The following is a 23,031-nucleotide window of genomic DNA, read 5'->3' as shown; positions in this document are numbered from 1 at the left end:
AACCCCGATGCTCTCCGAACAGCTACAAGCCACCATCACCGATTGGATCGCCCACGATCCGGACTCGGCCACCGCCGCTGAGCTCTCCTCGCTTTACGACGAAGCCAAGGCCGCCAACCCCGATGCGATTGCCGAGCTGGAAAGCCGTTTCGCCGGGCCACTCGAATTCGGCACTGCAGGTCTTCGCGGTGTCGTTGCCGCTGGTCAGTCTCGCATGAACCGTGCCACGGTCATCCGTGCCACCGCTGGCCTGGTTGCGCATCTGAAGAACATTGTCGGCGATGACTTCACCGTGGTCATTGGTTGCGATGCCCGCCACGGCTCCGCTGATTTTCACCGCGATGCCGCCGCGGTTGTCGCCGCAGCCGGTGGCAAGGCCCTGGCCCTGCCGCAGCAGCTGCCCACACCGGTGACCGCCTTTGCCGTACGCCACCTCAATGCCGATGCCGGCATTATGGTCACAGCCAGCCACAATCCGCCGAAGGACAACGGTTACAAGGTTTACCTCGGTGGCCGCGCGGTGGAGTCTGATTCCCGCCGAGGCGTCCAGATTATCGCGCCCCATGACAAGCAAATTGCGGACGCCATTGCCGCTGCTCCACCAGCTGATGAGGTTCCGCGTGACTTCGATGCCGTCGAGCAGGTTGGTCCTGAACTACTGGACGCCTATGTGAAACGGGCGGCTGCGCTCGCAACGACGTCGTCAAGCGAAGAGAAGCAGGCAGCGAAGATTGTTCTCACCCCGATGCATGGTGTCGGTGGCGAGACCATCGTGCGCACACTGAACGCGGCAGGTTTCTCGAATGTCAGCGTGGTTGAGAAGCAGTTCGCGCCGGATCCGGAGTTCCCGACGGTATCGTTCCCGAACCCGGAGGAAGCCGGGGCGCTGGATCTTGCGTTTGAGCTGGCACGTGCTGAAGACGCGGATGTCATCATCGCGGCTGATCCGGATGCGGACCGCTGCTCGGTAGCTATTCCGGACAGCGGCGTCGATGGCGGCTGGCGACAGCTCTCCGGCGATGACATCGGTGCGTTTCTGGGTGAAGTCATCGCTGCGGATGCCGAGGCCCGTGGGATTGCGACCGTGACCAATGATGAGGGCGCAGAGTTTCCGGCCACAATGGCTAACTCGATTGTGTCCTCGCGCCTGCTGGGCAAGATTGCCGCAGGTCACGGACTGAATTATCGCGCTACACTGACCGGCTTTAAGTGGATTGCTGGTGTGGACGGGCTCGTCTTCGGCTACGAGGAGGCCATTGGCTACTGCACTGACCCGGCAGTCGTGCGAGACAAAGACGGCGTATCTGCGGCGGTGCGTGTCGCCGACGCGGTGGCGCGACTGAAGGGCCAGGGTCTTGGCATCCAGGACCTGCTGGATGATGTTGCCCGTGCCCACGGTCTCTACAAGACCGCCCCGTTGACCTTCCGTGTCGAGGACCGGTCGCTGATTACCAAGGGCATGGACACTCTGCGCGCCAACCCGCCTGCACAGCTGGCCGGAGCGAAGGTCACGCAGGTCACGGACATGAATGATGGCCTAGACATGGTCGACGCCAAGGGCGAGAGCTATCACATCCCGCCTACTGACGGCATTCTCATCCTCACCGAGGCCAACGACCGCGTCATTGCCCGGCCTTCCGGCACGGAACCGAAGCTGAAGTGCTACCTGGAAGTCGTGCTGCCGGTCGCTTCGGCCGCGATTCCGCACGTGGCCGCGGCCGAGCGGCTCGACCAGATTAAGGCCGAACTCAAGGAAATCCTGGGGATGTAGCCACTAAGCAGCTAACCAATAGGCAGCTACCAGCTACACCTCGCAACAAACTGGGGTGCGCATGAACGAAACGGCCGAAAAATGGCCGTGGGGTTTCACGCGCGCCCCAGTTTCACATATGCAGCCCGGAGTCTTGGGCCGGCTCACAAGTTACTGACTAGGTTTATGACAAAAACAAGCAGAAATTAGTGCCGAAACTGACATAAACTTAGGCAGTTTCTCGATGGTCACAACCTCATTTGAAGCTCACCACCTCATTTCGGGTCTAGCTAAACCCGTCCTTGCCGCATTTTGCGGACAACATGCGTCTCCTAACATGCTTTACAGTTTTCCCAGTAATACAATAAAAGCCGTTAACCGTGTCCCCAGGGGATGGAACACCATTCGCTACGCGGGTTGGGCTCATCACAGGGGGAACACTTCCTCCTCGTGATTGGTACGTCCAGCATGTCGCATAACGAGTTCCCCAGCTCAGACCCCAACTACAATTCGAATCCTTCCACCGGTTCTTTCGGCCCCGTGTACCCGAACCAGGCACCTCAACCCCAACCACAGCCGCAGCCCCAATTCGCTGCGCAGCCGGCACCAACTTTCGCTTACACAGCCCCGGCGTATCCGCAGCAAAGATCAGGTACTTCCGGCGCAATGATTGCGCTCATTTCAGTGCTGGTCGTGGTCCTGCTGGGCCTGGTTGGCGCGGTACTTTATGTCACCCTGAGTAAAGATGACTCGGTAACTGCGGCCGACACACAGACGGCTGCCACTACACAGGCCGCTGCCGATGCTTCGAGCCAGCCCAACCCACCGGTCACACAGACTGAGACCGTGGTTGTTCAAGATTCGAGTGGCTCATCCGGTAATTCGGGCTCGTCTCGCTCATCGGGCCTGGCTGGCGGCAACCTCTCCAGCGCATGGAAGGGCACGTCCTCAACGAGCGATCCGTTCGTTCGAAATGTACACAGCGCCTACGTCCGCTACCGCAATTCCACTGGTGCGGAATCCGGCACCATCACGGCCTACAGCCCAACGACTGGCCTGACCTACAACATGTGGTGCCGTCCTGCTGGCGGCAACATCAAGTGCACGGGCGGCCGTAACGCAGTGGTGTACATCGGCTAATGCACACCCCCACAGCCACAGTCGCAACACTCCAGTCCGCGCCCTCCGCCGCAACCTACGCCACTGCGTCGTCCAGACCACCAGCTAGGTCATGGAAGATCGCTCGGTTGAGACGAAATGCCTTCTTCGCCTCGTCGACCACGGCATCTTTATCGGCATCCGAAATGCCCAGCTCAGACAGACTCCGTCGGTAGCCGTCGCGGTAGGGCTTAATTTTTCCGATAGCGGAGAAGTCATAGAATCGGGTTCCCTCCGCACCGATGCCGTAGTGCTTGGCCAGCATGGACGCAATTACCTGACCACCAGAAAGATCACCCAAGTAGCGAACGTAATGGTGCGCCAATGCGGCGTTGGCGTTGCCGTTGCTTTCGATTTCACGAAGCTCGGCCACGTAGTTCTTTGTCGCCTCCACAGGCGAGATCTTTTCCCGCCATCCAGGCCCCACCAAATGCTCAAGGTCGGCCTCCAGAGCCTCCAGGCGCTCCAGCTGCGCATCGTAGACCGCGCTGACCTGCGGCGACTCCGCAGTGGACCGCACTGCCTGCTCCAACGCTTCGTAAACAAAGTAGAGCTGACCAGTTAAATCGATGGCCGCCTGCGCGTCCAGTTCACCCGCCAGCAGTCTCGACATGAAGTCGGAGTTTTCCGCTTCACTGTGGACACCCGCAGTCTCCACTTTGAGTCGCTCTGCCAGGGGCTGAGCAGCCTGCTTGTCACCTTCTTTAATCGTGTTTTCAACCATGATTTTCTTCTTTCTCTGTGAGGTTCGGAGACTGGGGTGAGAGATTGTGGCCCGCACGCTGAGGCACCAGCACGGGGTTGCCCGCGGAGTCCTGAAGCACTTCCACACCGATGCCGTAGACTTCGCTGACGGTCTGTGCATCCAGGGTTTCCGCAGGCGGGCCTTGCTTTACGACGCGCCCCTGCGCCACCACCACAACGTGATCGGCATACGCCGCTGCGGCGGACAAATCGTGCAGGACCACGACCACGGCTTTGCCCGCCGCCGCGCGGGCGCGCATCATTCCCATGATTTTTTCGGCGTGGTGGAGGTCCAGGGCCGCGGTCGGTTCGTCGAGAAGCACGACGGGAGTGTCCTGGTAGAACACGCGGGCGCTGTGGACGCGGGCGCGCTCGCCGCCGGAGAGGGTCGGGACTTCCCGGTCAAGGAGGTGCGCGACGTCGCATTCAGTGATCACTTCCGCGAGCAGCTCCTCGTTCGGGCAGCCCCAGGGGTTGCGTCCGAAGTCGATGACTTCACGGCTGGTGAATGGCACGGACAGTTCTTGGCTCTGTACCAGGACGGCGCGGTAGCGGGCCAGGTCGGCGATGGAGAGCTCGGCAATGGAGTGCTCGCCAATCCGGACGTTGCCGCCGCTGAGCTCATGGTCGCCAGAAAGCGCTGCGAGCAGTGTCGACTTTCCAGCACCATTCGGGCCGACCAGCGCGGTGACTTTTCCGGGCTCGGCGACCACGGAAATATCGTTGAGGATGCGGTGACCACCCAGGGTGATGCTGACATTTTCGGCAGAAATACCCAGGCCAGAGTGAATTTCCATTAGTGCACCGCCCTCTTCGAACGCAGGAGCAGCCAGAAGAACAGTGGGCCACCGACAATCGAGGTGAGCATTCCCAGCGGCAGGTCCGCACCGGTGATCATGGTGCGGGCCGCGAGGTCGGCCAGCGTTGTGGCCAGCGCGCCGCCGAGGATGCATGCGGGAATCAGCGTGCGATGCGCTGGTCCCAGCAGCAGTCGTGCAGCGTGCGGCACGACCAGGCCGATGAAGACGATGATGCCGGAAAATGCCACTCCAGCCGCCACGACCAGGGACGTGCCAAAAATGATGGCGCGACGCAGCGTGACGACGTTAATACCCAGGTGGCGGGCTTGCGCTTCACCAAGACTCAGAATGTCCAGCTTGCGGTAGCTGACCCACATGGCAATCACGGCCGGAACTGTCACCAACGTAATAATGACAACCTGCGTCCAGGTGGCACTGGCAAACGAGCCCATCTGCCAGAACACAATGCGGTCGCGGGCAGCCGTGGAGGCTACGAATGTCAGGAGCGACACCAGACCACCGCAGATAGAGTTCACAGCCACACCGACCAGAATGATTCGGGCGATATCGCGGCCACCGTGCGCATTGGCGGCCACAATAGCCGTGGCCACCGCACCACCGATAAAAGCTGAGACCGCAATGGCCCAGCTGCTGGCGAAGACACTCAACACTCCGCCGAGCACTCCGAAAAGCCCGGCGGCGGTGCCCAAAACTGTGGCGGTGGCAGCACCGACGGCGGCGCCGGAGGAAACGCCGATGAGGCCGGGTTCGGCAAGCGGGTTGCCGAACACCGCTTGCAGCGCCACACCCGCGAGGGCTAGTCCCGCACCAACGAGGCAGGCCAGCGCGATGCGCGGCAATCGCACTTGCCACAGCACAGTATCGATGGGCTCTGGCGTGTCACCGAGACCGCCATTGAACACTAGCCTCACCATTGAGCTCAGTGATTCGCCGATGGTGGCGCCGAACTGCCCCACGGAGGCCGACCAACCTATTGCCAGCACCAGCGCTAGGGCGAGTCCAATGAAAACGGCCACCTGTCTGAACGGACTAGTTTTGTTCGCGGTTGTCTGCATTGCTCAGCCAGTCACTTCCCCGCAGTCTTGTCAGCACCGTAGAGAGCATCCGCAATGGCGCGAATCGCACGCGGCGACTGCGAGTCAAAGGACAGCAGCTGCGAATCGGGCACGTCCACAACGGACTCATTCTGGCCCGCCGGGGTCTGTGCGATACCCGGGATTTCCTTCAAGCCTTCAATCCCGCCGACGGACTCCAGGCCACCAGACATAACCAGGATGGTGTCTGGAGCCGCAGCAATCAGGGACTCCGGAGTAATCGGCGTGAACGCACCCTCAATACCCACGCCCTCACCGGCATCAACACCGCCGAGACGAGTGATCAGAGAACGCCCACCAGAATCCGGTCCCGCAATCATGGCCACACCGGTTCCGCGCACATACAGAATCATCATCTTGCGGCCATCGGCCTTGGCCTGCGCGTACTCGGTCGCAGCCGCCAGCTCCTTGTCCAGGTGCTCCTTCACCGGGCCAACTTGGTCAGCCAGGCCGACTGCGCCCGCGACTTCGTCGATAAGCGTGTTGATCGTCTCGGGAGTGCGCTCGTCCGACACATGGACGACGGTGATCCCCGCTTTTTCAAACGTGTCGAAGACACGGCTAGGGCCAATCGTGCCATCGGTAATGATGAGCTCCGGCTTTAGCTTCATCACCGACTCAGCATTGACTGCATGCCCGCCGATGGTGAGGTTCGGCAAATCCTTTACCGCCGGGAAATCGGAGGTGGAGTCGCGCCCCACCAGACGGTCTCCGAGGCCAAGCGTGTAGACCGCACGACTGAGTGCTCCCGCCCGGTCAAGCGTGAGAATACGCTGGTAGTCCTTGTCCGCCGCCGGTTTCGGGTCTTTCAGCAGCACTTCGGGGTTTTCCGAAGGCAGGTTCGCATGCGCGGCACCGTGAGCGGAAATGTTGTCGGCGCGCGGAACCGTCGTCACGCCAGCGCTTGACGACGATGCCCCCTCCCTCGCGGCATCATCGGAACCACAGGCGACTAGTCCTGCGACTAGGACAACACTCAGCAGTGTTCCGGCAAGACTGCGAACGCGACAGGCAGGCACGGTGAACATATTCCCCCTCTGTGAGCTGACGCTGCACGGAGATAGACGACAAAAAGAATGACTAAATAACGACTAACACTAGTAACAAAGAGCTTAGAAAGGACTTTGCTCTACTCACCCAAAGAATCTTAGGCTATCTTTTAGTTCTAGGTTAGCCTACCCTTAAATAAAGATAGTAATTTCTACAGTTTTTCGGAAGGACGTTACCTCCTATGACTACTCGTACACTCCAGCGTCGCGCGGCTTTCCTGGCTATTCCGGCCGTCGCCGCACTTCCACTTCTCGCCGCCTGTGGCGCAGATGACGCGTCCGATGCCGCGCAGGATGCTGCCAACGCCTCGGAAACCACCAGCTCGGCTGCAGATCAAGAAACCGACACCGACGCCAGCGCCGGCGAAGTAACCATGGAGGCCGAGCCGGTCAACGACCTCTCCGAGGGCGATGTCATCTCCGTCGACCTGTCTGGTCTCGACCCCGACTACGGCTACTACGCCGCACTCTGCGCCGCCGAGAAGGCTCCAGGCAACCCCGTCCCGGACTGCACCGGTGACCGCAGTGCCGGCACCCAGTCGCAGCAGTGGATTACCAAGAAGTCCGGCGGCACCACCACCATCGCCGACGACAACACCGCACACTTCGAGCTCAGCGTCGTCCCCACCGGCGAGGCCGTGGACTGCACCCAGCAGGACTGCGTGCTGAAGCTCTTCGGTGACCACAGCGAGGGCTTCGAGGACATCACCGAGATCCCGGTTACTTTCGCAAAGTAGCCAAACCGCACACGCGCAGGCGTCGCAGTCCTAGGCTAAGAGCCATGGAAACCGACCAGCCTGCGACTGCTTTAGAAGCGGCACCGCGCCGCATCACACTCCTGCCCGGCGACGGCATCGGCCCCGAAATCACCGATGCCTGCCGAGGACTCATCGCCGATGTCTTCCCGCACTGGGAGCTGACAGAGGCACAAATTGGCTGGTCCCAGTGGTGCGCGCACGGCAATCCCGTCCCGCAGGAAACTTGGGAAACACTCGGACGCAGCGACGCCGCTCTGCTCGCGGCGATTACCTCCAAGCCCGCTCGCGAGGCTGAGGAAGAACTAGCACCGCATCTGCGCGATACCGGCCTGACCTACCGCTCCCCTGTTCTCCAGCTGCGCCAGCGCCTCGACCTCTTCGCCAACATCCGCCCGGTCACCCTGCCCGGCGCGGCTGTCGACTTCACCATTGTCCGCGAAAACACCGAGGGTCTCTACAGTCACGACTATCTCCTCCCGCCTTACGACACCCCGACCGACTCCCCGCACCACCACCTGTGGGCAGAGGTGGCGGAGGACTCGACGGTGGCTCGCGCCGTCGATAAGCGTGGCGACGTTGCGATTTCTTTGCGCGTGACGACGTCCTTTGCGTGGCACCGCCTTGCGCGACAGGCGGCCAAGTTGGCTCTCGCGCGCCAGGCGGCAAACCCCGATTCGGAGGCCACGCCGACGGTGACGGTGGCGGACAAGCCGAATATCCTGCGGGACTCTGCGCGTGTGATTCGCGGGGCAGTTGAAGAAGTGGCGGAGGAGTATTCGCAGGTCGCATTCGATTTTGCCAATGCGGATGCCGTGGCAATGCAGCTGGTGACCGACCCGGCGCGCTTTGATGTCATCATCGCGGAAAACCTCATCGGCGACATTCTCAGTGACATCGGTGCCGGTTTGATTGGCGGGCTGGGGCTGGCGGCATCGGCGAATGTTGGCGACGACTTTGCGGTTTTCGAGCCGGTGCACGGTTCGGCACCGGACATTGCCGGGCGCGGCATCGCCAACCCGGCTGCGTTTTTGCTCTCTGCGGCAATGTGCGCGGAGCACCTTGGGCATCCGACCTCGGAACTTGCGCCCGCAGCCAAGCTGCGCGAGGCCGTCTTCGCCGCCAAGTGCACCGCGCCGACGCCAGACCTCGGCGGCACCGCGACTACCAGCGAGTTTGTGACTGCAGTGCGGGCGGAGCTGGGGTTGTAGGCATTGACTCGATTACGAAGCGCAATTAAAGTGGTTGCTATCAATCCCAGCCGTTGACCCTCCGCCGATAAGGAGAGCGCCGATGACTGGGATTACTCATAGGGGGAGGGCCAAGAAATATGAGTAGAAACAGATATAGTGCTGCGCGAGCTGTGCCTTTACGCGAGATCACTACAGCAGTGCTTGTTGATGGTGGCTTTTACCGCAAACGTGCGGCAACACTGTTTGGTCATAAGACCGCAGAGGATCGCGCTGATGAACTGGTCAAGTACTGCCATCGCCATATACGTGAATCGCGCGCTGGACTGTACCGAATCTTTTACTACGACTGCCCACCGTCACAGCGGGTTGTTTATCACCCATTGCTCCAGCAGCAAGTCAACCTTGGTAAAAGTGAACTTTTTACCTGGACCAATGACTTCTTCGCTGCATTGGCTAAAAAACGAAAGGTTGCGATTAGAAGAGGAGAGCCTCTTGAAACTCAAGGTGGGTACACCCTAAAAGAGGCTCCGCTCAAGAAGCTTTGCCGTGGCACTATCGATGTTTCACAGCTGACCGAAAATGATTTCACCCTTGATATTTCTCAGAAAGGAGTGGACATGCGAATCGGTCTCGACATCGCTTCTCTTGCTGAACAACGACATGTAAATCAAATCATCATGATTTCGGGCGACAGTGATTTCGTCCCTGCAGCCAAACATGCCCGCAGATCTGGGATAGATTTCATTCTCGACCCGATGTGGGCCCCGATTACCGATAGCCTTAGCGAACACATTGATGGCATTCGCGAGTGCGTAAGCAAACCACCCAAAAACGAAGACGATCCTTTACACGTTAACTACACCGGAAAACAGGACCCTGAGGACGACGAAGAAGAGCTCTAGCTCCTACTGGAACTGGCTGAGGTCAATGCCTTCCAGCGGGTCGGACTCGCGGATGTCCTCCTCCGGTGGCAGCGGCACCTCGCAGAGTACAACTGCCGCACCACACGGATCCTGCACAGTTGCCAGCGGGCCGAACTCGGTGGCCTGCGGGGCAACGAGCACGGAACCGCCCAGTTCCTCAGCCTTGGCGACAGCGGTGTCGATGTTCTCCACGCCAAGGTAGGCCAGCCAGCCAACGAAGCTCTTATCTGCCGCATCGGTCTGTGCAGCAACCGAGCTGGCTACCAAGCCAGCGAACGGCGCCCCGTCTTCCATCGCAACTGCGAAAGTGCCGTGCTCGTTCTTGTTGCGCACTGCGATTTCCCAGCCAAAGAAGTTGTGGTAGAAGTCCGCGACCTGCTCAAAGGTCTCCTCTGGGCCTGCGACCAGCTCGAACCACACCGGGGTGCCGGGCTCGCCCGCTGCAATGAAGGCCTGCTCACCCGGCTGTTCCAAAAGTCCAATGAGGCCACCGGCGGGGTCGGAAACGACGGCCATCGTGGATCCGTCGACAAGCGGGGTCGGTTCCTGGAAGACCTCGGCGCCGAGCTCACGCGCCTTCTCGACGGCACCAGCGGCGGAGTCGACATGGAAATTCACGCGCCACTGGTTGACGAAGGCATCCTCAGCGTCCTTATCGGCCTCAAGCAGCACCGACACCGGCATTCCGGACAGCATGGCAACGCGGCGACCAGCGGATGCCTCGCGGGCATCCTCATGGATTGGCGCGGTATTGCGATAAGCCCACCCAAGAACGCCGCGGTAGAAGCGCTCGGTCTTACGCGGTGCGGCGGAGAGCAAATCTACGCGCAGGGGCATGCCAAATTCGGCGGGAAATGCGGGCATGAGTTACAAGTTCCTCCACTTTTCAGGATCAAAGTCATCGTCGGCGGTGGCCTCATCAAAGTAGTCATCATCGACTTCATCGGCGGTGGCCACGCGTGCCGACATACCGGCAACAGAGACGACGTCCCCTGGACGCAGCACCTTGCCACGGCGAGTGTCGACCTCACCGTTCACGCTGACCTGGCCCTCGGCAATGAGTTCCTTGGCCAGACCGCCCGTTTCCACCAGGTTTGCCAACTTCAGGAATTGCCCGAGACGGATGGACTCATCCCGGATTGCGACATCGATAGGCTCCATGCCCTTAAGTGTGTCATATCCGGTGAAAATGGTCGGGGGTTGGTTCGGGTCTGGTTCGGGTTTGGAGGCTTGGGAGACCTGGGCGCCACCCCATTTAAACTTCTATTTCAATAAAAACCTCGAACCGCGACGCAGATGAGGCTGCACACCCTAACATCGTTCTCATGTCTAATTCACGGTCTCCGAAGTGGCCCCGAATCGCCAGCGAAGCGCCACCCCGCCCGCCGCTGCGCCATGTTATCGCCGCCTCGGTAGCCGTGAGCCTGCCGCTGATGACCCTGGCACTCATCTCAACTTCTGTCTCTGACCTGCTATTTTTGCCTCCTATTGGCGCTGCCATGGCACTTATCGTCGGCGCACCGAACTTACCCCTGGCTCAGCCACGAAATGTCGTGGTCGGACACCTCATCGGCTGCACGACTGGCATCGCAACTCTGCACATGTTGGGTTCGACCATCATTGCTGCAGCGGTTGCCGCCGGCGTTGCCTTCGCGCTCATGCTTCTTGCTCGCGCGGCTCACTCCCCTGCCACCGCTACCGCTATGGTCACCGTGCTGATGCCACACGGCCATGGGCTTGCCAACGACTTCCGCTTCATAGGCTTCATTTTCGCTTCGTCAATCATGATCGTGGTGCTTGGCATCCTCGCAAATCGACTGCGCGGCCTTCGGTATCCCACCTACTGGTGGTAGGTGAATTCGCAGTCACGCACTCCGGCTAAATACGGCTATCAGTGGGATAATGACACTCATGCCAAAGCAGTGGATTAACAACACGACGACCGAAAAGATTGTCATCGTCGGCGCTGGTGGTTTTGGCCGAAACGTGGTCAGCTTCATCAAGGACATCAACGACTACGCAGCAGCCAACGGCCTACCACCGCAGTGGGAAATCCTAGGCATTATTGATGATGGCACCCCAGATATGACCTTTTTCCACAAAATGGGCGTGCAACTCTTGGGCAAAACCGAAATCCTCGCGGACTTGCCCGAGGGGGTCTACTACACAGTCGCAATCGGCAGCGGCGCAGCTCGACGTTCGATTGCGCAACGCGCAGATACCGAAGGGCTCGTGCCTGCGACTCTGGTCCACCCAGACACCAGCATCGGCGCGCTGGTCACGCTCGGCGAGGGCACCGTCATCTGCCCCGGAGCGCGCCTGACCTGCAATATTGAGGTAGGCAAGCACGCCCAAATCAATATGAATGTCACGATTGGCCACGATGCGGTGCTGCGGGACTACTGCACAATCTTCCCGCTCAATGCCGTGTCGGGCTTTGTCACGCTTGGCGAAGCCTGCACCCTAGGCGCCAACTCCGTAATCAACCCCGGCCTCACCGTTGGCGAGGGAGCGTACATCGGATCCGGAGCCGCAGTTACTAGCGATGTCGATGACTACACCGTTGTCGCCGGTGTTCCTGCAAGTGTGATTAAGAACCTGCGCTAGCCGAGACGTCCTTCTCCGACGAACCGGTGAACTCGGTCATAGTCACTTGCCCCTCTTCCGAGATCCCTTCACGCTTGAGCACCACCAAGATCGTGTCAAGCAGAATCTTTGCATCGAGCAGTAGCGACCAATTATCCACGTACTGCACGTCGTACTCGAAACGTTCTTCCCAGGTGATGCCATTGCGGCCCGAGACCTGGGCAAGCCCCGTAATCCCCGGTGGCACCTCATGGCGGCGTGCTTGGCGCGGCGAATAGCGCTCTAGGTACTTCATGCGCAGCGGACGTGGGCCAACGAGGCTCATGTCTCCACGCAGGACGTTAAAGAGCTCCGGGAGCTCGTCCAAGCTTGTCGAACGCAGGAATTTTCCCACCTCGGTGAGGCGGGACGCATCGTCGACAAGCCCCTTTGCCGGATTGACGTGGTGCATCGTCCGAAACTTGAGGATATTAAACGGCTCACCATCCTGGCCCGGGCGTTCCTGGCGGAATAGGACTGGCTTCCCCATGGAAAGTCGCACTGCCAGCGCCGTAGCGCCCATAACTGGCGACAGCACAATCAGACCTGCTGCAGATGCCGCGATGTCGACGCCACGCTTAATTACGCGTTGCGCGCGGATGCTCGGTGAATCCATTGGTCATCTCCTACTTTTCGTTGAACATTTCGCGCAGAATATTTTCGGCACGCGCATCGACTTCCGCATTAGAACGGTTCCTGACCAGCCAACCAACCGCACCCACTACACCGGCCGCGGCAAACGACGCTGCCGCAACGCGCAGCTTCCTGTTGTCATTCTTGTTGTCAGGCGCACTTTGCTTGACGACGGCCACCGCTGGCTCCGGCTCCGGCACAACCGGCCCCGCGGTATCGGTGACCATGACTGGTTCGGGCTCGGCTGCGGGTTCTGGTTGCGGCTGCTCATCCAGCTCTGGTTCTGCCGATGCTGCGTCCTTGCGCCGTAGGCTCAGCATTGTAAATGCTGCTGCAAAGCCAAATAGCCATAGCGAACGGGAATCGTAGTAGTAGCCGGAAAAAACCTGTGCCACAAGAACCGCTAACGCCACAGCTGCGGTCAGACCAGCTTGAAGAAACTTGAATAGGTGGCGACAGGCGATTGCCAGCACAACCAGCACAATCACAAACAGGCCGATACCTATGACACCCGCTTCAGACCCGACTGTGTAGAAGATATTGTGCGGATGCTCCAGTGGACGTGAAGACCTCGGTGTCGACAGCACAACGAAGCTATGCAGGCCTCCACCAAAGATGCGGTGTTCACCCATGATTCGGAAAGCTTCATCATGGAGATAACCGCGTCCGGAATCATGTTCTTTTTCGAAGGTCAACTGGATAAAGCGCGTCTTAAAGTATTCTTCAATCTCGGTACCTGCGATGAACCGCGAGTATCCATACGCGACCGCTGCGGCGACTGCGACGTAAAAAACAGTCGCCCACTTCCAACCCCAGTGAAAAAACACAGCTATTGCGGTAAAGAGGACTACCACGGTGGTAGCAACCAGTACACCGCGGCTTCCCGACGCAACGAGACCGTAAGCAAATGGTGCAGCAAACAAGAGAACTGCCCACATGAACTTACGCCACAGCATGAAAAACACAGCTGCCGCGATGCCGTACAGCATGAAACGGGCAAAGACATTCGGTCCACCGCCGAACGCCGTCATGCGCCCGACATATTTCGGACCAGTAATGCCACCGTAGAGAAAAATAAGCGAGCAAATGGCTACTGCTAACCACAGCCATACCAGTGCCTGAGGATGCAAATAGAACAGTATTGCTGACATCGTGGCGATGAGCCCAAGCGTTATCAACGCAGTAACGACAGGAGCAACTTCGGCAGCTTCGGGGGCCCACAGTCCGGACAGCATCATCCAGAACAACCAGGCATAGAAAGCCACTAATGCCCACACGGCCATCGGCCACTGCTTTACATTGCCAGCGCCTTTCATCGCATTCAGCCAACTCTGGCGCTGCGCTTCTGGGGTGCCGATGGCTGTAAGGATTGCAACGATTACCAAAATCGGCAATGCAAGAGAGAGATTAGGAAGCGCCGAAGAGACGTCCTTCATCGTCGTGTCGCCAACGTAGAGGACACCAGCAAACATTCCCGCGGCCACCACAATAAACAGCGACTGCAGTATTGGTTTTCGCTGTTTTACAGTTTCTCCTGCTACCTCTGTAGAAGTCATCCCAGCACTTCCTTCAAAACACCTATCACCCGCGCGACGTCATCATCATCCAGCGCCGGACCACTAGGAAGAGTAATGCCACGGGAGAAAAGATTCTCAGCGGTGCCGTTGATGCTGGCTCGTGCGTCCTCGTATACCGGCTGCAGGTGCATCGGCTTCCACAGGTGACGAGCCTCAATGCTGGCCTCACCAAGTGCTGCAATCACGCTGTCCGGGGTCAGCACGCCCTTATCGACGGCCTCCTGCGGCAGCACAATTGAGGTCAGCCAGCAGTTCTCGGTGAAACGCTCGTCGGAGTCAGAGAGCAAGCGGGTACCTTTACCAGGGGCATCGTCGTCAAGCGAGGCGAGCAGATCGATGTACGCATCGCGAATCTGGCGGCGGCGAGCAATCATGCCGTCCAGACGCGAGTGCTGCGCCCGCCCCAGTGCGGCAAGGAGATTGGAAAGTCGGTAGTTGTAGCCGATTTCGGTGTGTTCGTACCAAGCGACGGGCTGACGCGCCTGGGTGGACAGGTAGCGCGCGCGAGCGATGAGATCGGCATCATCGGACAGCAGCATGCCACCGCCGGAGGTGGTCATGATTTTGTTGCCGTTGAAAGACAGCGCGGCGGCACGGCCGAAACTGCCGGCCGGCTGACCATCGACACTGGCACCGAGCGCCTCGGCGGCGTCCTCGATGAGCGCGATGCCGAGTTCTTCCAGGCGTGGCGCGAAGGCCGGGTAATCGGCGCAGCGGCCAAAGAGGTCCACAATCATCACGGCGGGAACGCTCTTGCCCTCGGTGAGCAGCTCATCGACGGTGCGGAGCAGCAGCTCAGGGTCGATGTTTCCGTCCTCTGCCGCATCGACAAACACCGGCGTAGCGCCAACGTAAGCGATGGCGTTGGTCGTGGCCGCGAAGGTCATGGTGGAAACCGGAATGTAGTCACCTTCACCGATCCCCAGCGCGAGCAGCGCCAAGTGCAGGCCAGCGGTGCCGGAAGACAGCGCGAGCGCGTGCTCAACACCGCAGCGCTTGGCAATCTCCGCTTCAAACGCGTCTACCTCGGGTCCCAACGGAGCCACCCAACCAGAGTGGAGTGCGCGAACGACAGCCTGTTCTTCTGCTTCGGTGACTGTCGCGAGCGAAAGAAAGATCCGCTCATTGGGCTTGTTAGCGTCAGCGTTAGTCATTACTTCTGCACCTTTCGGACGCGGTTGAGTACCTCGATGAGCTGGGAGTACAGGCTGTCACGAGCAAAACGCTTCTCACCCAGTTCGCGGTTTCGCTGTCCCGCTGCGCGCATCTCATCGCGGTCGGAGATGATCTCAGCGAATCGCTTGGCCGCAGTCGGAATATCGCGCGAGAGACGCCAGCCGGCATCGTGCTCGGTTGCGGCTTCCTCCAGCCAGCCACCGTGGTTGAACACCACCGGACGCGATGCGGCCATGGCATCGAAGACCTTGTTCAGGGAATTGCCCTCCAGGCAGGGGTCATCACGCAGCGGCGATAGCGCGATATCGGCGGCAGACACGTACTTGGCGACATCTTCCTTCGGCTGACGGCCGAGGAACATCGCATCGGCATCGAGGCCAGCGTTCTCAGCGCGCTGGTACAACGCATCCGAGTCGCTTCCCTGCCCCAGCAGGACAAAGCGCACATTCTCCACGCCATCACGACGCAGCTGCGCCGCCAAATCCACAAGCCACTCCAGCTGGTAGGACATGCCAAAACCACCAGCGTAGACCGCCACCACGTCATCGCCCCAGCCCTGCTCCTTACGGAAAGCTGCACGCTGCTCGACCGGGACATCAAAACGCTCAAAGTCCGACGCATTCGGAATGACAGTCACGCACTTCTTCGGAGCTACCTCTTTGACGCCATCGGCCATCGACGGCGACAGCGCCACGACCTCGCTCGATGCCGCATAAAATGCCTTCTCCAGTTGCTTGGCCAGGAAAATCGCCACCGGATTATTGAGGTAGCCCAACTTGATTGGCACCTCTGGCCACAGGTCACGGATCTCCGCCACCAACGGCGCACGCTGGGTAAACTTCGCCACAATTCCCGGAACCGCCACAGTCAGCGGAGTCGAGGACGCGTAAATCACGTCGGCAGGCACACGGGCAGCAACCGCGGAGGCGCGCACCAGGAAGTTGAAGAAACTGACGATGCGCTCGCGCTTCGACATTTCATTGCGGTACGGAATCGCTAAACGACGCACGTGGATGCCATCGACCGTTTTATCCATGGCCTCATCGCGACCACAGATCATTGTCACCTCGTGGCCTGCAGCGGCCATTCGGCGGGCAAACTCGTAGGGTCGGGAACCACCCGGCTCACCGGGGAGAACAAAGTGCTGGTGGATATAAGTGATTCGCATTGTTTAGCTTTCCTCGATTACGTCGACGGGAAGTTCTTCGTTGGTGGTTGATGGATTTTTCGGGCCTCTGCTCGGCTGCATCAACGCCACTGCGGCAACAACGGCTGCTGCAAAGTAGACAACTGCGCTGGTCCACGCGAGACCGAGGGCGTCTCCGAGAAGAATGCCAATCGGGTAACAAATGACAGCGATAACGGCGGAAATGAGCTCCACTCGGCCAATTCGACGGGGATTGTCGCTGCCGAGAATTTCACCGCACAGGTGTCGGTAGCAGCCGAGCACCACGGCCGCGATAGTCAGTGGCAGCACCAACTCCCGAGCAGGCTCAAACTCATGGCCGAATACCGGCACGATGAGGAAGTAGAGTGCCATACCACCGAGCGCACCAAGCGCGCCGTACGCTGCAGTGACTATGCCAAGGTGTCGGAGCACACGAGACGGGGTGAGTTCGCGCCCCCTCTGGTCGCTGGTGCGCTGATCGGCGACTGACTGCGCGATCCAATACAGCGGTTCCGTCGCCGTCGCCACGACTACGAAAAGACCTAACGACGCCGGCGAGGCCAGCGCCGGCAGTAAAACGCGCCCCAAGCGTGTCGTCGTCAGCGGCCCCAGCCCCGATGCGATGAATGGGGCATTTGTTCGAGCCGTCTCTACCACTCCGCCAACACGAGAATCGGTGTGTTTGCGTGACTTCGCTAGCGACCAGATTGCCAGTGGCAGTGCCGGGAAGATATAGGCCGCAGCCCACCAGCGCCAGTCTTCGACTCCGGCGACATATAGTGCAGCGCTAATCAGCAGTACTGAGCCCTGGAAGCCGACGAATACTGCGACGAAGAAGGACACTCGATGGCGGCTGATAGCCATCGCACGAACCATGGAAAATGACACGGTAACCAAGGCGACGACGCCGGCCATTGCCGTCCACGGTCCGTAGACGACTCCTGCGATGGCGCAGGCAATCAGAGCGACCACGGTCATGGCGTAACCACTCGGAATGAGACCGTGGTCGTAATCATCGCGGCGCAGCAAAAGCCGATCGGCCCCAAAGCCGACGAATGGCGCCACAATATAGGCGAACTGCAAAACGGTAGCGACCTCGCCTCGACCGGCGGGCCCCAGCACTCGCGCGGAAAGAATACTGACCACAAAGGCGACGACTGCGGCGAGCGCTGAAGCTGCCGAAATCGTCGCAACTGTTCGAACTCTTTGCGCCAGCTGCCCGGAGTTAGAGGAGCTGGTAGTTGTCACGGTGGGGAGTCATCCTAACTTTTTTGCTTTCGCACTAACGGTTGCAAGTGATTGTGCACCGGTGGGATGCGCCTCAATACTGCTTTGCGCCCCACCGTGCTCTGCAAGCCAACGACGTGCAGCATCGTGATTATGTGTGCACGGGAGAATCCGCGAATTCAGCCGTTCCGGCTCAACACGTACCTCAGTGATTAGCGGATGACGATCACCGATCTTGGGAACCTCGCGGTCATCAACCAAATCCTCGGAGATCTTCTCACCGTCACGAAGACCCGTGTAGACAATCTCTACGTCTGCGTCATGGAGCCTGATCAGGTTCTCCGCCAGCTCAGCAATCTTGACCGGCTTACCCATCTCCAGCACCAGAGTCTCACCGGATTCTGCAATAACGGTAGCCTGCAGCACCAGCTGCGATGCCTCCGGAATGGTCATGAAGTAGCGCTGAACGTCAGGATGCGTCACCGTCACCGGGCCGCCCTCTTCAATCTGACGCTGGAAAGTCGTAATGACCGAGCCGCGCGAGCCAAACACGTTACCGAAGCGGACAGATGCCCAGACACCTTCGTGAGTTTTCCCCATGTGCGCAGTCAGACGTTCCGCAGCGCGCTTGGATTCACCCAGAATCGAGGCCGGGTTCGCAGCCTTGTCCGTGGAAATATTAATAACGGTTGAAACGTTGGCCGCAGCCGCTGCATCCAGGACGTTCTGAGTTCCGATGACATTGGTTTGCACTGCTTCTGCGGGATAGCTCTCCAGCAGCGGCAGGTGCTTGAGAGCTGCAGCATGGTAGACAACATCGGGCTTGCGCTCGGTGAAGATCTGCGTCAGCATTTCCGCGTCACGGATATCAGCCAGGACGGTATCGGAGCCGTCGAGAAGCGCCGAACCCGTCAGCGACAGCTGCGTGGCATGCAAGCCGCCCTCATCGCGATCCAGCATGATCAGTTCTGCCGGCTCAAAGCGGTGAACCTGTCGGCAGATTTCGGAACCGATAGAACCTCCAGCGCCGGTGACCAGCACCTTCTTACCGCGGATTATGGAAGCGACCTTGGATTCATCCAGGTGCAGAGGCTGACGGCCAATGAGGTCGGCGATGTTAATTTCGCGCACCTGCGAGGTAGCGACAGCACCACGGTGGCGCGAGTACTCTTCCACCGGCGGCAGAATGAGCAGGCGCAGGGACGATTCCTCACAAATGTGGTTGAGGACGTTGATGCACTCAGTGGACAGTGGCTCATCAGTAGCAATGATGACCGACTGCGCCGAAGTGCGCGATGCGAGCTCACCCAGCTGATCAATTCCACGAATCACGCGGAGACCATGGATACGAGAAATATGGCTCTCGCTGCTTTCTTTGGGATCGACGATTCCAACCAGGTGGAAGCGGTTCTCACGGGAGATACCGGAATCCGTAAGACTGTTAATAAAGAACTTGGCGCGACGGCCTGCACCGAGAACAATCAAGCGATCATCCGTCTGACGGGAGCCAAAGTTGTTGGTAATCCAGCGAGCGAGAGTGCGGGTATAGATACTTGCCAAAGTTGCGACACAGCCACCGGCGAACGGAACGTACCACGCAATTTCCGGGAAGGTCTTCAGGATTTGAGCCAACCCAGTGGCTGCGGTAGCGCCGCCCATGCTGATGCTCAGCAGAACAATATCTTCAGTTCGACTGCCGGGCCATACGCGTTGCGGGTTGGTGTACTCCCCGAGCAGCAGGCCGAGCAGGACGATGACGGCCACGGCGACAGCGACAACCAAAAAATTAGTGCCTGATATTTCAGAGAAAGATACCAATTCACCGCGGACGATTCCGTTAGCGGCGGACAGCGCAATCAGCCAGGCGAGTACGTCAAATATGCACCAGGCGAGCTGCTTCCAGTCTCGGATAAACATTCTTATGCCTTTTACTGCTGGTTAAATTTTCTTACGCACAATGCGTTCCACAGGCTTGGCATACTATGCGATATGAACTACATTTACAGCCCCCTACTACAAAGGGCTACCCCATCGTTCGGGTAGCCAAAAAGCCACCTTTACCACTCATCATTCTCCCTGGTAAAACAACGTTTCACCAACTGTTTACTGAAGCTTCAATCTGTTTACATTCATCTAACTAGCTGTACAAACTAGCTTCTAACGTAACCACTTCCTGACGATTGCAATTAATGCACAATCACCTCTTTATTGAGATATTTATTCAAGGAAGTATTTGCGTGAATACTCAAACAATCGTTTTTGACAAAAGGGTTACACTTCCCCGTGAGCACATCATCAATGCGTCGGGCACGCGCTTTCATCACCCGGAAGCCCTTCCTTGCTGCCCTGATGCTGATTCAAAACCGGATGGGTCAGACACAGAAGACCACACAGTTCTGGCAGGCCCACAAAAACGGCGAAGACCCGACCAAATAAAAGCACTCTTACATGCGCCCATATTAAATGCGCACCCAGTATGCGTATTATTGATATATGTCGTCGCACGCCACACCAGAACCCCAATCCCCCACAACCAAACCGCCTACTAAGCCTGGCAAGAAGCGCCGCATGTCCTGGCATCGCAAGGCCGGTATGCCAGTGCGCTGGTGGTTCGCCTCCATCATTGTGGCAGCACTCATTCACCCTTTCGTCACCGATGGCCGTTGGCTGTTGGTGCATCTCTTTACCCTCGGCGCCGTCACCAACTCCATCCTCATCTGGGGCCGCCACTTCACCGAAAAGCTACTGAAAATCGACGTGCCCGTTGGCAATCGGAAGATTCAGTTGGCAAATATTTACCTGCTCAACGTAGGTATTGTCGCAACGGTCGTCGGCAAGCTCGGTGACTGGTGGCCAGTGACCACCGTCGGCGCGGCGGTCATCGGCGTCGCCGTCGCATGGCATGCGATTTCCCTCGGACGCGACCTGGTAGCGAAGCGCGATCGGCCATTCGCCATCTCCGTTGCGCACTACGTCGCGTCGGCATGCCTACTGCCCATCGGCGCTGCACTCGGCGCCATCCTCGCATCTCCGAAGGGCAAAGCGCTTCACGACGACCTCCTATTGGCACACGAAGCCGTCAACCTCATTGGCTTCCTCGGGCTCGCGGCCTGCGGCACGCTCATCACCATGTTCCCAGCGCTGTGGCGAACCCAGATGTCGCCGCATTCCCGCCCGAAGCTGGCACTAGCAGTACAGCTCATAGGTATCGCAGTTACCGCGATCGGTGCACTGACCAGCTTCAACTGGATCGCCTCGGTCGGCCTTGGCATTATCACTATCGGCTGGGTCATAGCCGCCATCCCGTGGGCACACAACGTCATGACTGTCGCTAAAGACCCGCGCGACCGTCTCAGCTACCCGGCGCTGTCTGTCGCGGCCGCCATCGTATGGCTAATCGGCACACTCGCAGTCGCCACAGTCAAGGCGCTTGACGACGGCTTCGTAATCTCAACCCTCACGCTGCCGCTGGTAATCGGTTTCGGCGCTCAGTTGCTTATCGGCATGATGAGCCAACTCCTGCCCGCAACCATCGGCGGAGGTGCTGGTCCAGTCTCTGCCGGTATGAAGGAACTTGACCGCGCGGGCGCATTCCGCTGGTCGACCATCAATATTGGTCTGGCACTGTGGCTAATGCCGCTGCCTTCCTGGACCAAAGTGGCGGTCTCCGCAATGGTCTCCCTTGCCTTGGTGTCTTATCTGCCACTTGTCGGCCGGGCCGCAAAGGCACAGATTGGTGCGCTGAAGGAACGCCAGAAGGCACGAGCTAACAAGGAAGCATCGCCGAAGCCGGTCGAGCTGCAAGCAACCGCGCGTCGTCTCGGTGCTCAAACTACCGCTGCTCTGGCTGTATTAGGCCTGGTAGTATCCGTCGGCGTTGCGCTGAGCGGTAGCGGTGGTGGTACGAGCAGCATGGAAACCACCGGTGATGTTGCGCCCACCGGAGAAACCGTCGAGGTCACGGTTACTGCCAACGATATGACCTATACCCCGAACGTCATTGAGGCGAACCCCGGCGACCGCCTGGTCATCACCATGGTCAACGCGGATTCCCAAGTCCACGATCTGCGCTTGGCCACCGGCGAGGACACCGGCCGAGTCTCCCCCGGCGACTCCGCCACCATCGAAGTGCCGGTCGTCCCTGGCGACATTGACGGTTGGTGCACCATTGCTGGCCACCGCCAGATGGGCATGACGCTCACGGTCAATGCAGGTGGTTCGAATCATTCACACCACACTGGGAACAGCAGCCACTCCGACCTCGCAACGCCAGGCGCACTCGGGAATGTCGGCGAGCTACCCGGCCCGGATTCCCCCACCATCAATCCAATGTTGACGCCCGCCGAGGACGCCACGGTTCACCACGTCACGCTGCGAGCCAGCGAGTTCACCGGCTACGCTGCCCCTGGCGTCGAGCAGCAGCATTGGGTATTCAACGGCAAACCGCTGGGGCCAACTTTGCGCGGCAAGGTGGGCGACGAGTTCGTCGTCACGCTCATTAATGACGGCACCATGAGTCACTCCATCGACTTTCACGCCGGCATTGTTTCGCCGGACGAGCCAATGCGCGACATCGCCCCTGGTGAGAAGCTTGAGTACCGCTTCCGTGCTGACCGCGCGGGCATCTGGATGTACCACTGCGCAACCATGCCCATGTCCATGCACATCGCTGCCGGTATGCACGGTGCCGTCATCATCGACCCACCGAATCTCACTGATGTTGACCACGAGGTTCTTCTGGTGCAGTCGGAAAGCTACTGGGGCGAGGACGGCCCCGACGCCGACAAGACCATGGCCGAGGACCCCGATATCTACAAGTTCAACGGCTACCCCGACCAGTATCTCACCCACCCAATTCGCATTCGCGCAGGTGAGACGGTACGTTTCTGGGTACTTGCCGCCGGCCCCAACAAGGGCACGAGCTTCCATATCGTCGGCACGCAGTTCCATCGCGTGTACAAGGAGGGCGCGCTTTTGCTTGACGACGGCGTGGGCGGTGCCCAAGCCCTTGACCTCGGTGCCGCGCAGGGTGGTTATGTTGAGGCCGAATTCCCGGAGCCTGGCACGTACCGCTTTGTCGACCACCAGATGGTGCATGCCGAAATGGGGGCACGCGGCAACATAGTGGTGAACTAAAC

At 59.3% G+C, this 23,031-nt stretch carries 21 protein-coding genes; 9 read left to right on the top strand and 12 right to left on the bottom strand.

The features are described 5' to 3' along the window. Positions 1 to 7 precede the first annotated feature (7 nt). Positions 8 to 1,771 carry a phospho-sugar mutase gene (locus QP977_RS04720; protein ID WP_070439292.1) on the top strand — a complete coding sequence of 588 codons (1,764 nt, stop codon included), beginning with the start codon at positions 8 to 10 and terminating at the stop codon, positions 1,769 to 1,771. A gap of 645 nt (positions 1,772 to 2,416) precedes the next feature. Then, the gene (locus QP977_RS04715; RefSeq protein ID WP_242458691.1) at positions 2,417 to 2,890 is read left to right on the top strand and encodes a hypothetical protein; all 474 of its coding nucleotides are present in this window, start codon (positions 2,417 to 2,419) and stop codon (positions 2,888 to 2,890) included. A gap of 55 nt (positions 2,891 to 2,945) precedes the next feature. Here QP977_RS04715 and QP977_RS04710 read toward each other — a convergent pair whose 3' ends face one another. The 4 genes from QP977_RS04710 to QP977_RS04695 are packed head-to-tail and all read right to left on the bottom strand — an operon-like array spanning position 2,946 to position 6,595. Further along, entirely contained in the window at positions 2,946 to 3,632 is a 687-nt protein-coding gene (locus tag QP977_RS04710) for a biliverdin-producing heme oxygenase (protein WP_070652692.1), read from the bottom strand. Next, the gene (locus QP977_RS04705; protein ID WP_083310794.1) at positions 3,625 to 4,449 is read right to left on the bottom strand and encodes a heme ABC transporter ATP-binding protein; all 825 of its coding nucleotides are present in this window, start codon (positions 4,447 to 4,449) and stop codon (positions 3,625 to 3,627) included. Before QP977_RS04705 ends, QP977_RS04710 begins: the two co-directional genes overlap by 8 nt. Continuing rightward, positions 4,449 to 5,528 carry a FecCD family ABC transporter permease gene (locus tag QP977_RS04700; protein ID WP_070652691.1) on the bottom strand — a complete coding sequence of 360 codons (1,080 nt, stop codon included), beginning with the start codon at positions 5,526 to 5,528 and terminating at the stop codon, positions 4,449 to 4,451. The genes QP977_RS04705 and QP977_RS04700 overlap by 1 nt, the downstream gene beginning before the upstream one ends. A gap of 11 nt (positions 5,529 to 5,539) precedes the next feature. After that, the gene (locus QP977_RS04695; RefSeq protein ID WP_070652690.1) at positions 5,540 to 6,595 is read right to left on the bottom strand and encodes a heme/hemin ABC transporter substrate-binding protein; all 1,056 of its coding nucleotides are present in this window, start codon (positions 6,593 to 6,595) and stop codon (positions 5,540 to 5,542) included. 203 nt (positions 6,596 to 6,798) lie between these two features. On the opposite strand from QP977_RS04695, the gene QP977_RS04690 reads away from it, so the two are divergent. The 3 genes from QP977_RS04690 (at position 6,799) to QP977_RS04680 (ending at position 9,466) form a co-directional block, all read left to right on the top strand. Further along, positions 6,799 to 7,353, top strand: a complete 555-nt coding sequence (locus tag QP977_RS04690) for a neocarzinostatin apoprotein domain-containing protein (RefSeq protein ID WP_016421806.1) — start codon at positions 6,799 to 6,801, stop codon at positions 7,351 to 7,353. Positions 7,354 to 7,397: 44 nt separating this feature from the next. Continuing rightward, complete coding sequence (locus tag QP977_RS04685; protein ID WP_070652689.1) at positions 7,398 to 8,582, top strand: isocitrate/isopropylmalate dehydrogenase family protein; 1,185 nt, start codon at positions 7,398 to 7,400, stop codon at positions 8,580 to 8,582. 119 nt (positions 8,583 to 8,701) lie between these two features. Then, positions 8,702 to 9,466, top strand: a complete 765-nt coding sequence (locus QP977_RS04680; RefSeq protein ID WP_070652688.1) for an NYN domain-containing protein — start codon at positions 8,702 to 8,704, stop codon at positions 9,464 to 9,466. A gap of 3 nt (positions 9,467 to 9,469) precedes the next feature. On the opposite strand, the gene QP977_RS04675 is transcribed toward QP977_RS04680, so the two are convergent. Together QP977_RS04675 and QP977_RS04670 are read right to left on the bottom strand one after the other, a co-directional pair. Further along, on the bottom strand, positions 9,470 to 10,351 hold the full coding sequence (locus QP977_RS04675) for a VOC family protein (RefSeq protein WP_005510913.1): 882 nt from the start codon (positions 10,349 to 10,351) through the stop codon (positions 9,470 to 9,472). Positions 10,352 to 10,354: 3 nt separating this feature from the next. Beyond that, positions 10,355 to 10,648 (bottom strand): RNA-binding S4 domain-containing protein, encoded by a 294-nt coding sequence (locus tag QP977_RS04670; protein ID WP_005510922.1) that lies wholly within the window; start codon positions 10,646 to 10,648, stop codon positions 10,355 to 10,357. A 164-nt stretch (positions 10,649 to 10,812) separates the two neighbouring features. On the opposite strand from QP977_RS04670, the gene QP977_RS04665 reads away from it, so the two are divergent. Together QP977_RS04665 and QP977_RS04660 are read left to right on the top strand one after the other, a co-directional pair. Beyond that, complete coding sequence (locus tag QP977_RS04665) at positions 10,813 to 11,340, top strand: HPP family protein (RefSeq protein ID WP_049193366.1); 528 nt, start codon at positions 10,813 to 10,815, stop codon at positions 11,338 to 11,340. 58 nt (positions 11,341 to 11,398) lie between these two features. Next, positions 11,399 to 12,094 carry a NeuD/PglB/VioB family sugar acetyltransferase gene (locus tag QP977_RS04660; RefSeq protein ID WP_049172520.1) on the top strand — a complete coding sequence of 232 codons (696 nt, stop codon included), beginning with the start codon at positions 11,399 to 11,401 and terminating at the stop codon, positions 12,092 to 12,094. Here the strand turns inward: QP977_RS04660 and QP977_RS04655 are convergent. From QP977_RS04655 to QP977_RS04630, 6 genes are read right to left on the bottom strand one after another with little or no spacing between them, the layout of a single operon-like run. After that, a complete protein-coding gene (locus QP977_RS04655) occupies positions 12,078 to 12,728 on the bottom strand; it encodes a sugar transferase (protein ID WP_049172523.1) in 651 nt (216 codons plus the stop codon). The genes QP977_RS04660 and QP977_RS04655 overlap by 17 nt on opposite strands. Positions 12,729 to 12,738: 10 nt before the next feature. Then, a complete protein-coding gene (locus tag QP977_RS04650) occupies positions 12,739 to 14,301 on the bottom strand; it encodes an O-antigen ligase family protein (RefSeq protein ID WP_070827228.1) in 1,563 nt (520 codons plus the stop codon). Continuing rightward, a complete protein-coding gene (locus QP977_RS04645) occupies positions 14,298 to 15,476 on the bottom strand; it encodes a DegT/DnrJ/EryC1/StrS family aminotransferase (protein ID WP_049172526.1) in 1,179 nt (392 codons plus the stop codon). Before QP977_RS04645 ends, QP977_RS04650 begins: the two co-directional genes overlap by 4 nt. Then, a complete protein-coding gene (locus QP977_RS04640; protein ID WP_049172528.1) occupies positions 15,476 to 16,666 on the bottom strand; it encodes a glycosyltransferase family 4 protein in 1,191 nt (396 codons plus the stop codon). The genes QP977_RS04645 and QP977_RS04640 overlap by 1 nt, the downstream gene beginning before the upstream one ends. Positions 16,667 to 16,669: 3 nt before the next feature. After that, positions 16,670 to 17,914 (bottom strand): lipopolysaccharide biosynthesis protein, encoded by a 1,245-nt coding sequence (locus tag QP977_RS04635; RefSeq protein WP_049172530.1) that lies wholly within the window; start codon positions 17,912 to 17,914, stop codon positions 16,670 to 16,672. A gap of 9 nt (positions 17,915 to 17,923) precedes the next feature. Then, a complete protein-coding gene (locus QP977_RS04630; protein WP_070827229.1) occupies positions 17,924 to 19,810 on the bottom strand; it encodes a polysaccharide biosynthesis protein in 1,887 nt (628 codons plus the stop codon). 366 nt (positions 19,811 to 20,176) lie between these two features. Between QP977_RS04630 and QP977_RS04625 the strand changes: the two genes are divergently transcribed. Together QP977_RS04625 and QP977_RS04620 are read left to right on the top strand one after the other, a co-directional pair. Beyond that, positions 20,177 to 20,329, top strand: a complete 153-nt coding sequence (locus QP977_RS04625; RefSeq protein ID WP_161798520.1) for a hypothetical protein — start codon at positions 20,177 to 20,179, stop codon at positions 20,327 to 20,329. A 132-nt stretch (positions 20,330 to 20,461) separates the two neighbouring features. Continuing rightward, positions 20,462 to 23,029: a multicopper oxidase domain-containing protein gene (locus tag QP977_RS04620; protein WP_070652685.1), complete on the top strand. Its 2,568-nt coding sequence runs from the start codon at positions 20,462 to 20,464 to the stop codon at positions 23,027 to 23,029. Positions 23,030 to 23,031 lie beyond the last annotated feature (2 nt).

This window comes from Corynebacterium sp. MSK012 (genome assembly GCF_030232435.1).
GTDB lineage: Bacteria > Actinomycetota > Actinomycetes > Mycobacteriales > Mycobacteriaceae > Corynebacterium > Corynebacterium jeikeium_D.
Note: the sequence above shows the minus strand (reverse complement) of the source record. Positions and strands in the feature narration are given on the sequence as shown.